The organism is Streptococcus sobrinus DSM 20742 = ATCC 33478, from assembly GCF_000686605.1.
Lineage (GTDB): Bacteria > Bacillota > Bacilli > Lactobacillales > Streptococcaceae > Streptococcus > Streptococcus sobrinus.
Window position 1 is genome coordinate 11,927 of sequence record NZ_JMLC01000001.1, and the last position, 12,509, is coordinate 24,435.

At 42.6% G+C, this 12,509-nt stretch carries 13 protein-coding genes; 10 read left to right on the forward strand and 3 right to left on the reverse strand.

All coding sequences use genetic code 11. The features are described from left to right. The first annotated feature begins 270 nt into the window (after positions 1–270). The 5 genes from sstT to BS63_RS0100095 all read left to right on the forward strand — a co-directional run bounded on the left by sstT (position 271) and on the right by BS63_RS0100095 (position 5,771). The gene (gene sstT / locus BS63_RS0100075) at positions 271–1,506 is read left to right on the forward strand and encodes a serine/threonine transporter SstT (RefSeq protein WP_019768660.1); all 1,236 of its coding nucleotides are present in this window, start codon (positions 271–273) and stop codon (positions 1,504–1,506) included. 359 nt (positions 1,507–1,865) lie between these two features. Then, positions 1,866–2,702: an SAM hydrolase/SAM-dependent halogenase family protein gene (locus BS63_RS0100080; RefSeq protein WP_002959068.1), complete on the forward strand. Its 837-nt coding sequence runs from the start codon at positions 1,866–1,868 to the stop codon at positions 2,700–2,702. A 15-nt stretch (positions 2,703–2,717) separates the two neighbouring features. Further along, positions 2,718–3,266, forward strand: coding sequence for an ECF-type riboflavin transporter substrate-binding protein (locus BS63_RS0100085; RefSeq protein WP_002959070.1), 549 nt, complete (start codon positions 2,718–2,720; stop codon positions 3,264–3,266). Positions 3,267–3,268: 2 nt separating this feature from the next. Then, entirely contained in the window at positions 3,269–4,951 is a 1,683-nt protein-coding gene (locus BS63_RS0100090) for an ABC transporter ATP-binding protein (protein ID WP_019777599.1), read from the forward strand. After that, entirely contained in the window at positions 4,941–5,771 is an 831-nt protein-coding gene (locus tag BS63_RS0100095) for an energy-coupling factor transporter transmembrane component T family protein (RefSeq protein ID WP_019771707.1), read from the forward strand. The genes BS63_RS0100090 and BS63_RS0100095 overlap by 11 nt, the downstream gene beginning before the upstream one ends. Before the next feature lie 142 nt (positions 5,772–5,913). Here the strand turns inward: BS63_RS0100095 and BS63_RS0100100 are convergent, their stop codons facing one another. Genes BS63_RS0100100 through rsmG form a run of 3 tightly spaced genes read right to left on the reverse strand, consistent with a single transcriptional unit; the run spans position 5,914 to position 8,705 of the window. Beyond that, complete coding sequence (locus BS63_RS0100100; protein ID WP_002959080.1) at positions 5,914–6,585, reverse strand: potassium channel family protein; 672 nt, start codon at positions 6,583–6,585, stop codon at positions 5,914–5,916. Between the two features lie 15 nt (positions 6,586–6,600). Then, positions 6,601–7,974, reverse strand: a complete 1,374-nt coding sequence (locus BS63_RS0100105) for a TrkH family potassium uptake protein (RefSeq protein WP_002959081.1) — start codon at positions 7,972–7,974, stop codon at positions 6,601–6,603. Positions 7,975–7,991: 17 nt separating this feature from the next. Further along, positions 7,992–8,705, reverse strand: a complete 714-nt coding sequence (rsmG, locus tag BS63_RS0100110) for a 16S rRNA (guanine(527)-N(7))-methyltransferase RsmG (protein ID WP_002959084.1) — start codon at positions 8,703–8,705, stop codon at positions 7,992–7,994. A 524-nt stretch (positions 8,706–9,229) separates the two neighbouring features. Here rsmG and BS63_RS0100115 point away from each other — a divergent pair. From BS63_RS0100115 to BS63_RS0100135, 5 genes are all read left to right on the forward strand, one after another. Beyond that, positions 9,230–9,781, forward strand: coding sequence for a LemA family protein (locus BS63_RS0100115; RefSeq protein WP_002959085.1), 552 nt, complete (start codon positions 9,230–9,232; stop codon positions 9,779–9,781). Positions 9,782–9,790: 9 nt separating this feature from the next. Continuing rightward, the gene (gene htpX / locus BS63_RS0100120; RefSeq protein WP_002959086.1) at positions 9,791–10,687 is read left to right on the forward strand and encodes a zinc metalloprotease HtpX; all 897 of its coding nucleotides are present in this window, start codon (positions 9,791–9,793) and stop codon (positions 10,685–10,687) included. Beyond that, positions 10,687–10,890: a hypothetical protein gene (locus tag BS63_RS0100125; protein ID WP_002959087.1), complete on the forward strand. Its 204-nt coding sequence runs from the start codon at positions 10,687–10,689 to the stop codon at positions 10,888–10,890. Before htpX ends, BS63_RS0100125 begins: the two co-directional genes overlap by 1 nt. A 134-nt stretch (positions 10,891–11,024) precedes the next feature. Then, positions 11,025–11,561, forward strand: a complete 537-nt coding sequence (locus BS63_RS0100130; protein ID WP_002959088.1) for a YceD family protein — start codon at positions 11,025–11,027, stop codon at positions 11,559–11,561. Positions 11,562–11,633: 72 nt separating this feature from the next. After that, positions 11,634–12,326, forward strand: a complete 693-nt coding sequence (locus tag BS63_RS0100135) for a response regulator transcription factor (RefSeq protein WP_002959089.1) — start codon at positions 11,634–11,636, stop codon at positions 12,324–12,326. Positions 12,327–12,509: the final 183 nt, after the last annotated feature.

Below are 12,509 nucleotides of genomic sequence, written 5' to 3' on the forward strand. Positions count from 1 at the left end.
TTATAGTCGCTATAAGAGAGGGCATAACCAAATAGAACGACAATGCCCTTTCCCCTGGCGATACAAAAATGAACTGGCTGACCATGATGGTTCGTTTAAGGCCTTCGGGAAGGTAGACAGTCCATCTCTAGTTGCTGTAGTGTGAGATTAAGTTCTTCACTATCTAGGTTGAGCTTCTCAATCATCGCCTGTGTTGACGGAAGTTGGCTTTTGTATTAAGATGTTTTTATATATCATACTAAACGAACTGTTAGATAAAGAGGTAAAATTTTGAAACGCATACTGTTAACTTGGAATCGGACCAGTCTCTTAAAACGAATTGCCATCGGCGTTGTCATCGGTGTTATTTTGGGCTTAGTTATTCCTAAAGTTTCAATCATCGGGCTCTTAGGGAAATTATTTGTTGGGGCTCTCAAAGCTATTGCTCCGCTTTTAGTTTTTGCCCTGGTGGCCAATGCCCTATCGCAGACACGTGAAGGTCAGAAATCCAACATGACTACAGTTATTGGTCTTTACATGTTTGGGACTTTTGCAGCGGCCTTGACGGCGGTAATCTCCCACTACCTCTTTCCGATTAAATTGACCTTATCTAGTGCGGCGACGAAGGCAGCAGCTAATGTCTCACAATCACCTCAGGGAGTTGGGGATGTTTTCCAATCCCTGCTTCTTAAGATGGTCGATAATCCCATCCACGCCCTTGTAGAGGCTAATTATATTGGCGTTTTGGTCTGGGCAGTAGTTTTTGGTTTTGCCATGCGGACAGCTAGCCAACATACTAAGGAGCTATTGACGACTATTGCTGAAGTGACTTCGCAGATTGTTCGTTGGATTATTAACCTAGCTCCTTTTGGAATTCTGGGTCTGGTTTTTACAACAATCTCGGAAAATGGGATTAGTGTTCTCTCTAGATATGGAATTCTCATTCTGGTTTTAGTAGGAACCATGCTTTTTGTTGCCTTAGTCGTTAATCCTATTATTTCATTTATCATGATGCAGCGTAATCCTTATCCATTGGTTTTGCGGTGCCTGCGAGAATCTGGGATTACTGCCTTCTTTACGCGGTCATCAGCCGCAAATATTCCAGTCAATATGAAATTGTGTGCGGATTTAGGTTTGGATCCTGATACTTATTCGGTTTCGATTCCTTTAGGGTCAACCATCAACATGGCTGGGGCTGCTGTTACCATCAATGTCTTAACCCTGGCGGCCACTTCCACCTTGGGCATTCATGTCGATTTTGCGACCGCTCTGATTTTAAGTGTGGTTGCAGCTATCTCTGCCTGCGGGGCCTCTGGGGTTGCCGGTGGTTCCCTGCTATTGATACCGGTGGCTTGTAGTCTCTTTGGAATTGATAATGACACAGCCATGCAGGTGGTCGGTGCCGGTTTCATCGTCGGTGTGGTCCAAGACTCCTGTGAAACGGCCCTTAACTCCTCCACCGATGTACTCTTTACCGCTGTTGCCGAATTCTCAACCTGGGGTAAGAAGAAAGCCCTGGGGAAATAAGTATAGATTCATAATGGATACAAAGCTCTGGTCAGAAAAAGTGGTCAGGGCTTTTGGCATTTGTAGGGTCATTCCTGGCTAAAAACTTTTCCCAATAGTTAGCCCACAGTGAGTTAGCGAAGAGACTTGAGAAAGGGAAAACCGATGATGCTTTCCTTTTGAAGCTAGTGGGAGGCATAGGTGGGCCTCAGTAGGGGCTGCTGTTGCAAATTAAGATTTTCAAATCTTAATTTGCTTTGCTGACTAATCTTTTGCTTTTCCAATAGTATCAGTATAACTGGTTATAGAAAATAGCTAAGTTTATGACCTTCTTGGGTGTGCTATAATGAAAACTAATATCACTAAAAAGGAAGGCTTCTATGGCAAATAATTTATTAGTTTTACAGTCGGATTTCGGTCTCGTTGATGGAGCTGTTTCGGCCATGGTTGGGGTTGCCTTGCAGGAAGATGGTGATTTAAAAATTCATCATCTGACTCATGATATCACTCCCTATAATATTTTTGAAGGCTCCTATCGCCTCTTTCAAACTGTTGAATACTGGCCAGGGGGGACAACTTTTATCTCTGTCGTTGACCCGGGTGTCGGGTCTGACCGCAAAAGTGTGGTCGCTCTGACACAAAAAAATCAATATATTGTCACTCCTGATAATGGGACCCTGTCTTATATCAAGGAACATATTGGTATTAAGGCTGTTCGCGAAATTTCCGAGCTCAAGAATCGCCGTGAAAATACTGAACTTTCCTATACCTTTCACGGTCGAGATGTCTACGCCTATACGGGTGCTAAATTAGCTTCGGGTCACCTTGCTTTTGAGGATGTGGGTCCAGAGCTCTCGGTTGAGCGAATCATTGAACTGCCAGTAGTTGAGACATTAGTAGAGGAAAATCTGGTTCGCGGAGCGGTTGATATTTTAGATGTCAGGTTTGGTTCGCTCTGGACTTCCATCAAGAATGATGAGTTCAATGCTCTAAAACCTAAGTTTGGCGACCGCTTTGAAGTGACGATTTTCAATAACGATATGCTGGTCTATCAAAATCAGGTCACCTACGGCAAGTCCTTTGCCGATGTCCGGATTGGCCAACCGATTATTTATATTAATTCGCTCTATCGTGTCGGGTTGGCCATTAATCAAGGGTCCTTTGCCAAGGCCTACAATGTTGGTCCCCAGTGTCGGATTGAAATCAAAAAGATTTAAGTTGAGGAGGTCATTATGACAAAAAATAATTCTATTAAAACCGTTGTAGCAACTGGGATTGGTGCAGCTCTGTTCGTGATTATCGGGATGTTCATCAATATTCCCATCTTTGGCAATACCAGTATTCAATTACAATATGCCGTTCAGGCTCTCTTTTCGGTTATCTTTGGTCCAGTAGCTGGCTTTTTTATCGGCTTTATCGGCCATGCCTTAAAGGACGGAATTCAATACGGGAGTATTTCTTGGGCTTGGGTTTTAGCCAGTGGTCTGATTGGCTTAGGACTTGGCCTCTTTCGACGATTTTACGATGTCAGTAAAGGGAAATTTGCTCTTAAGGAATTGATTTACTTCAATCTGGTTCAGGTTATTACGGTTTATATCGCTTATGGTCTAATCTGTCCTCTTGGTGATCGTCTGATGTATAAACAAGCTTGGTCCTATCTCTTTGCTCAGGGCCTAATTGCAGGAACGGCTAATGTCCTAACTATTGCCGTTGGGGGTACCATTTTATTGAGTATCTACGCTAAGACCCGAGTTCAGTCAGGCAGCCTTACTAAAGATTGATTATGAAACCATTTATAGAATTTAAGGATTTTTCCTTTAAGTACGATGCCCAAAAAGAGCCAACTCTAAAGTCTCTTAATCTTAAGATTGAAAAAGGGCAGAAGGTTTTGATTATTGGGCCGTCCGGTTGTGGAAAATCGACCCTAGCCCAGATTATCAATGGAATTATTCCCAATACCTATCAGGGTGAAAGTAAGGGGAGCTTTTTGATAGATGGTCAGCCTGCTTTTGACCGGTCTATTTACGAGAAATCTCACTTGGTCAGCACAGTTTTACAGGATACTGATGGTCAATTTATTGGTTTATCAGTTGCGGAAGATTTGGCTTTTGCTCTGGAAAATGACTGCTGTCCTCGCCCAGAGATGGTTGAAACTGTTCATAAGTGGGCAGATAAACTGGATCTCTTGGAACTGCTGGACCAGCGACCGCAGGATTTATCTGGCGGTCAGAAACAGCGGGTCAGTTTGGCAGGGGTCTTGATTGATGAGAGCCCAATTTTACTGTTTGATGAGCCCTTGGCCAATTTGGATCCTAAATCTGGCCAGGACACCATCACCCTTATTGACCAGCTTCATCGGGAGACTGGTGCTACTACCTTGATTATTGAACACCGCTTGGAAGATGTTCTCTATCACCCAGTAGATAAGATTATTTTGATCAATGAGGGGCAGATACTTTTTGATGGGAGTCCCGATCAGCTTTTGGCCACAAAGCTTTTGGCTGAGAATGGAATCCGTGAGCCGCTTTACATCTCAGTTTTACGTCAGTTAGGTTTGGATTTAGCAAGTCAGTCCCACCTTTCAGATTTGTCAAGTCTGAATCTATCCCAACTGGACTTTGCTGAGCAGTTTATTAGTCAGACTCCTAAGTCTAAGGAGTCTCTCCTGAGAGTCGAGCAACTGAGTTTTGCTTATAGATTCGACCATCCTATTTTAAAAGATATTACTTTGGATTTAGCCAAGGGAGAACGCCTGGCCCTTGTCGGTAAAAATGGGGCTGGCAAGTCTACCTTGGCTAAGGCCTTGACCAAGTTTGTTGAGGCAGAAGGTCGGTTTCTCTGGCAGGGACAAGATATTTCTGGGGATTCAATCAAGGAGCGTGCTAGCCGGATTGGCTATGTCCTACAAAATCCTAACCAGATGATTAGTCAGCCCATGGTTTTTGACGAAGTTGCCAAGGGCTTGCGTCTACGAGGCTTGGAAGAAGAAGAGGTCAAGGAGAAAGTATTTGCCAGTTTAAAGACTTGCGGTCTCTATGAGTTTCGTCAGTGGCCAATTTCGGCTCTATCCTATGGTCAGAAGAAACGTGTTACCATTGCATCAATCCTCGTCTTAGAGCCAGAAATCATCCTGTTAGACGAGCCGACGGCTGGCCAAGATATGCAGCATTATACAGAATTTATGGACTTTTTAGATGAGCTTAATCAAGCGGGACAGACCATTGTCATGATTACCCACGATATGCAGTTGATGCTGGACTATTCGGATCGCTGTTTAGTAATAGCAGATGGCAAAATTTTAGCTGATAAATCTCCAATGGAAGTTTTGTCAGATCGGAACTTACTAGAGATGGCTAACTTGAAAGAAACCAGTATCTTCCAATTGGCTGAGAAAATGGGGGTAAATCCTCTAGCTTTGAGTCAATTTTACCGTCAGAAGAAGGAGGAGCTTGCTAATGACAAATAAGTTTATTGGTTACCGTCATGGTCAGGGTTTCCTCTATCAACTATCCGGTAGTAGCAAGATGATTTTCTTCATTCTGGTTTCCATTGCCGCTATGGCTACCTATGATACTCGCTTTATTTTGGCTCTTGGTCTTTGTTCTGTTATTCTCTTTCGCTGGGCTAAGATTAAGTGGGCTGATATTTCTTTTGCAATGACAGTAGTCTTTCTGATTGCCCTTTTTAATCTGCTTATGGTCTATCTCTTCTCACCTTCTTATGGAGAAGAGATTTACGGGGCTAAAACACTGTTATTTGCTGGCTGGGGGCGATTCTATATTACTAGTCAGGAAGTCTTTTATCTCTTTAATCTGATTCTCAAATACTTCTGCACAGTTCCCCTAGCTATACTCTTTTTGATGACCACCCACCCCAGCCAGTTTGCTGCCAGTCTCAATCGGATTGGCCTTCCCTATAAATTAGCCTACTCGGTTAGTCTGACCCTACGTTATATTCCTGATGTTCAGGAGGAATTTAACATGATTAAGTTGTCACAAGAGGCATGCGGTCTGGAATTATCTAAGAAAGCTAATTTGATTAGTCGAATCAAGGGGAATTTGCAGATTGTCATTCCTTTAATTTTGGGTTCTCTTGAGCGGATTGACACGATAGCAACTGCAATGGAATTGCGTCGTTTTGGCAAGTTCAAGAAACGGACCTGGTATCAGGCCCAGCCTGCAACTGCTAAAGATTGGCTGGTTCTAGCTTTAGCTCTGCTAATTTTGCTTATCAGCATTGGTTTAATTTTTTTGAATCAAGGTCGCTTTTATAATCCTTGGGCCTAGCAACAGGTTGGGCTGGCTTAATCATACTCTTGCTTGTCTGGAGTCGCCCAGCTCCTGTTGGTCTAGAAACTTAGTGGATGATAGAATCCATTGAAATTGTAAAAAAGCTCTGACCATTCTGGGTCAGAGCTCTTTGTCTGATTTATTTTAAATAATTGAGATAATCATACTTTTCAAAAGTATCTGAACTGGCGACAGCGACAATCGTTGCTTGCTCAGGAAAGATAGTGCTAGAGCTAATGTCCGTTTGTAGGCTGGCATTCTTTCTAAGTCGATAGCCAATGACATTAAGGTCGTACTTATCGCGAAGATTTAGTTTGTTCAACTCTTTTTTCTGCCAGCTGTCTGGCAGTTCGAATTCGATAATGGACACTCCTTCTTCCAAATAGAAAATATTGTGAATGCGATGTCGCATCAGAGTTGAAGCTAGGCTGCGTCCTGATTCACGTTCAGGAGAGATAACGCGATTGGCTCCGATTTCATAGAGCACTTCCTCAAAAGTTGCATTTTTAGCCTTGGCTGCGATATAGGGAACACCAAGTTTTTTACAGTGCATGATAGCCAGAACAGAACTCTCCAAATTGTTACCTGTAGCAATGATAACTTGTTGGCACTGATCAATACCGGCCTCTTTCAAGGTTTCGATATTGGTAATATCTCCAAGAATAGCTTTGCTGACAGAATCTGCAATATCTTGCACGTGGTTTGGTTTATTATCGATAGCGATAACTTCTTCCCCAAATTTGGCTAACTTTTCAGCCAGGGTAGCTCCGAAAATTCCCAGTCCCAGGACAGCGATAATTTTTTCTGACATGTTTTTCCTTTCTGTTTAACCTAGAGTTAGGTCTGTTCTTGCGTAATCAATTGTTTTCTTAGAGCGTTGCCGGAGGCTGAGTAGGACCGTTATAGGGCCAACCCGGCCAAAGAACATGAGAGCCATGATAACGATTCTACCACCGGCAGTCAGATGAGTGGTGACATCCATGGAAACTCCTACCGTCGCTAGAGCACTGCAGGCTTCAAAGAGGAGCCGAAAGGGTGAGATATTAGGTTCTAACTCTAGTAGGGCAACATAGCCAACAAGTAGGATGATGAAAAAGAAGACCAGAATGGTAAAGGTTCGTTTGACCAGCTGTGTCGGAATTATCCGATTGTAGACACTGACCCGTCTTTCTCCGAGGAATTCAGCTTTGAAGATGAGAAAGGTAATAGCAGTGACAATCAGCTTAAGCCCACCGGCTGTACCGCCAGGAGCCCCACCGATTAACATCTGAATCATAAAGATAAAGTTAGCGGAATTTCCAGCTTTGGTATAATCAATCGTAGCAAACCCAGCTGTCCGCATGGTGACGGTCTGGAAGAAGCTGACGAGGCCCTGATGGAAAATCCCCAAATTTCCAATGGTTTTGGGATTGTTGAATTCTAGAATCCAAGCGCTAAGGGTCCCAGCTATCAGGATAATAGCAGTAGTAGTGAGCACTAGGCGTGTTTGAATCGTTAAGTTCTTCTTAATTAGCCCAAACTTATGGGGACGTTCTTTAATCCAGCATTTGACGAGGTCAATGATAGCCATTAGGTTTCTAAAACCGAGGCCGCCAGAGATGATGGAGAAGGCAACGGCTAGGTTGACCGTCCAATTGAGTTTGTAGTTGATGAGACTATTGTTTCCCAGATTATCAAAGCCCGCATTACAAAAAGCTGAGACGGCTAGGAAAAGGCTGTTGAAGATGCCATTTTGCCAACCAAATCTGGGAATAAAGTCTGTCATTAGAATGAGGGCAACGATACATTCAATGGCAAAAGTAATTTTGTAAATCCTGAAGAGATAATGTTTCAAGTCGGCAATGGAATTATTGCCGATTGATGACTGCAGAATTTCTTGCTGTCTGAGTGACATTCGTCGATTGATACTGTAGTAACTGATGGAAATCAGACTGACCAGACCTAAACCACCGATTTGCATGAGGCACATGACAACGAATTGACCTAGGCCATTGTAGACAGCGCCAACAGAAAAAACCGATAGACCTGTCACACAGACCATGGATACCGTATTGAACAGGTGGTCAAAGTAACTAGTTGCTGGTGCATTGGCATAATGCATGATGGGAAGGGATAAAAGGATGCTTCCAATCAAGATGACAGAGATAAAGCTCCCGCTAATGCGCTGAGCTATGGATAGATGTTTAACAAAGGATAGCATTACTGGTGAATCTCCGATTAAAGTGGTTTCTTGTTAGGAAGCCCAGCCCGACGCGGATATTTATTTGGGGTCTCTTTTTTCTTCTCAACAATCGTGATAGTGCGTTGATCCCCATTTGGAAGCTGATAGGTCCTGTTTTCTGTGACTTTAGCGAATAAAAGCTTCAAGGCACCTTGGGCTTGGATCAATTCTTGGTCTGCAGCCGCTGCCTTGAGGGCTAAAAGTTGGCCATTAACTTTGAGAAAGGGGATTGTCAACTCAGACAGAACCTGCATTCTGGCTACGGCTCTAGCTGTAACAATATCGTAGCTGGCACGAAAGGATTTGTCTTGGCCAAAGTCCTCAGCTCGACCATGGTAGAAGTGAACGCCTGTCAGTTCCAATTCTTCCGCCAGCAGGTTAAGAAAATTAATACGTTTGTTGAGGGAATCAATGATGGTGATATCAAGCTGGGGACACAAAATTTTCATGGGAAGGCTGGGAAAACCAGCACCCGCACCGATATCTAAAAGTTTGATTGGGCTATCCGTAATGAGCCCCTGCAAGACAGGTGCAAGGGAGTCGTAGAAGTGCTTGAGGTAGACATCATTTTTATCAGTAATGGCTGTCAGATTAATCTTTTGATTCCATTCTACCAAGAGGTTGAAATAGCTTTCAAATTGGTGTTTTTGTTTGTCAGATAAATGAAAGCCCTCCTGGGCCAGTAAATCATAGAATTCTTGGGGTGTCATGTTCATTCCTCAAATTTTTAATAGCTCTATTCTATCACGTTTTTGTCTAGAGGTACAAAAAGTTTTATTTCGCTTCAGCAGTGATTATTTGCAAACTTTAGGGTGACCGTGAGGAGAGTCAGGAATATAGTTTTTGGAGGGAGAAAGTTGACCAAATAACTTGATTTAATGGGGTAAAAACCTTTGCAGACTTGACCCTCCCTACCAGTTCTGAAGTAGAAAATGTCAGGAGCTGTTATTTCTATAATCTAAGTCAGATGAGTAACTTTCAGTGATTCGGTTAATTTTCTTACCTATAAATTCTGGCTTCAGTTGCCTACGTTCATTTCACCTGCGAATTTGTAGATCTGGGAAGTCTCGTCTTCTGTGTCCGCTTTTTTTCTAATTTTCAGGTAAGGGCAAAATCGATTACCGGATGATTTTTTCTTACTTTCTGTTATAATAGAATAAACTAGAAAACTTTTTGCTTTGGGGAAGCTTGTCCTAAGCTTTTCCTAACGAATTTTTTATTGGGAGGACAATTTATGATATGGATTATTCTTGCCATTGTGGCAATCTTAGTACTTTTGATTATTGTTAGCTACAATGGTTTGGTGCGTTTGCGGATGCAAACTCAGGAGGCTTGGAGTCAAATTGATGTGCAGCTCAAGCGTCGGAATGACTTGATTCCAAACTTAATCGAGACGGTCAAGGGCTATGCTGCTTATGAAGAAAAGACTCTGACTAAGATTTCCGAGCTGCGAGCTCAAGTGGCACAAGCTAAGTCACCTGCTGAAACCATGCAGGCCAGTGATGCACTGACCAAACAGGTTTCAGGTATCTTTGCTGTGGCAGAAAACTATCCTGACTTGAAAGCCAATGCCAGCTTTGTTAAATTACAGGAAGAATTGGCTAATACTGAAAATAAGATTTCTTATTCTCGGCAACTCTACAACAGCACAACTGGGAATTACAATGCTAAATTGCAAGTTTTCCCGACTAATCTGATTGCTGGTGTCTTTAGCTTTAAACCTGTACAATTCTTGGAAACAGCTGAAAGTGAAAAGGCAGTTCCAAAGGTTGATTTTAATTTTTAAGGATCGCCTATGTTATATCAACAGATTGCTTCAAACAAGCGTCGGACCTATGTGCTCTTGCTTCTCTTTTTCACACTCCTAGGGGTGATTGGAGCGGCAGTTGGCTACCTTTGGCTGGATAGTCTACTAGGTGGTGTTGTCATTGCTCTGATTATCGGAACCATTTATGCGGTCTCTATGATTTTTCAATCAACCAATGTGGTTATGTCCATGAATAATGCTCGTGAGGTCACAGAGCAGGACTATCCAGATTACTACCACATCGTAGAAGATATGGCCATGGTTGCCCAAGTCCCTATGCCTCGGGTCTTTGTAGTTGATGATCCTTCCCTCAATGCTTTTGCGACAGGATCGTCTCCAGAAAATGCAGCAGTTGCTGCCACCTCTGGGATTTTAGCGGTTATGAATCGCGAGGAATTAGAAGGGGTTATCGGTCATGAAATCAGTCACATTCGTAACTACGACATTCGAATTTCGACTATCGCTGTTGCCTTGGCTTCTGCCATTACCTTGATTTCTAGTATCGGTGGTCGCATGATGTGGTGGGGTGGCGGTCGTAGTCGTCGGTCTAATGATCGTGATAGTGGTGGCCTAGGTGTCATTCTGCTGATTTTTTCTCTGGTGGCCCTGATTTTAGCTCCTCTAGCTGCTAGTCTGGTTCAATTGGCCATTTCTCGCCAGCGGGAATACTTGGCGGATGCCAGCTCGGTAGAGTTGACTAGAAATCCTCAAGGCCTAATCAATGCTCTCAGAAAGTTGGATCAATCGCAACCTATGCAACAGCATGTGGATGATGCTAGTGCTGCTCTTTATATCAATGATCCTCAGAAAAAAGGAGGGATGAAGGCTCTTTTCTTTACCCATCCGCCGATTGAAGACCGGATAGCTCGCCTGGAAGCAGCCTAGTGGTTGCGGCTAGACAAGCTTTTAAAAAATATAACAAAGTAGAATCGCCCCTGTTGGGCGATTTTTGTTTGATTGTAAAGAGAATGAAAACTATTTCTGTTATATTAAAAACAATCGATTCTAGAGAAATAGCGCAATTCAACCTATTTGTAAGAAGTAGGTTGCTAATTTCTCTAAAGATTAAGAAAAATAAGACGGATTGATCTTTAAAATCAGAATAACTTAACATGGAAAACTGTAGTGTCAACTGAGACTTGGCGGCTATTGTCCAAACAGACAGATGTTTAGTTTTCCTATAAGGAGATGGGATCCCGCTTTTTAACGACTAAGGAGACCTATGTTTAATATTGCAGACTTAAAAAAGAATCCGGAAGGGCTGCATTTTGACCGAGAGCTTGATATTAAAGAGCTACTCATGAGTCGGAATCCGGAAATTTTAGATATCAAAAATGTAAGGGCTAAAGGGCTTGTAGGCTATGATGAGGGACTCTTCCTGCTTAACTATGAATTGTCTTACCTTCTGACCTTGCCATCTAGTCGCTCTATGGAGCCAGTTGACCTTGCACAAGAGACCTTGGTGTCAGAGGTATTTATTGAAGCCGGTCAGGTTGAAGCTAAAAAGGAATTGGTGGATGAAGAGCTGGTTCTGGTTCTGACAGATGACTTTATTGATCTAGAAGAAAGTGTGATTGATAATATTTTACTCAATATACCGCTTCAAGTTTTGACGCAAGCAGAAGCAACTGATGCCAGCTTGCCATCTGGTGATAATTGGTCGGTTATGACGGAATCGCAGTATCAGGATTTGCAGGAGGAAAAGAAGTCAGCCAACAATCCCTTTACCAGACTCGAGGGAATGTTTGACGAGGAATAGAGAAGATTTGGACGATGCTAGGAAAAGTAGAAGGAAATTTTGCTTTTTCTGGAGAAAAATGGAGGTAATGAAATGGCAAAACGCATTCTATTGATTGAAGGCGAAAAAAGTTTATCACGTTTGGTATCCTTAAAACTACAGGAAAGGGGCTATCAAACAGTTGTCAGTCAAGATGGGAAATCAGGCTTAAAAACAGCCATGGAAAAGGATTTTGAACTGATTTTTATTGATTTAAAACTCCCAGACCAAGATGGTTTGGAACTGATGCAGGAACTCAGGGGACATAAATCTGTACCAGTTGTCCTGATGGTTGGTCGGGAAGATGTAGCAACCCTTCTCCCTAAAACTGACAACTTGGCCGATGATTATTTGATTAAGCCCTTTGCGGTGGAAGAATTACTTGATAAGGTTGATGAAACCTTTCAGCGAAAAGATTTTAAACGCCGGAAGCAATCAACCAGCCAGACAACAGCTTATCAAGATTTGATTTTGGATGAGGCTAACCGCTCAGTTATTCGCAAAGGGGAGTCCATTGCTCTGACTAAAAGAGAGTTTGCTTTGCTATCAACTCTTTTACGGCATATCAATATGGTGATGACCCGTGAGGAGTTGTTAGATTATGTCTGGAGTTATAGTGATGGGACAATTGAGACCAATGTTGTTGATGTTTACGTACGCTATCTTCGAGGTAAGATTGATATCCCTGGCCAAGAATCTTATATTCAAACCGTGCGAGGTCTGGGTTATGTGATTCGTGAGCGTTGAGATAAACAATAGGTGAGATAAACTAAAATAGAGCTAAGTGTTGGGAAAGACTAGGTTTGACGGGGAGAGTCAATCCTTTTTTTATGTCTAATACTTGATTGAAATTAAAGTCAGCGCTTTTGGTACTTTATTAGAAGTGGTGGTGAAGCTAGGCAATAAGTTTGCTAGTTTTGAATGTCAAAG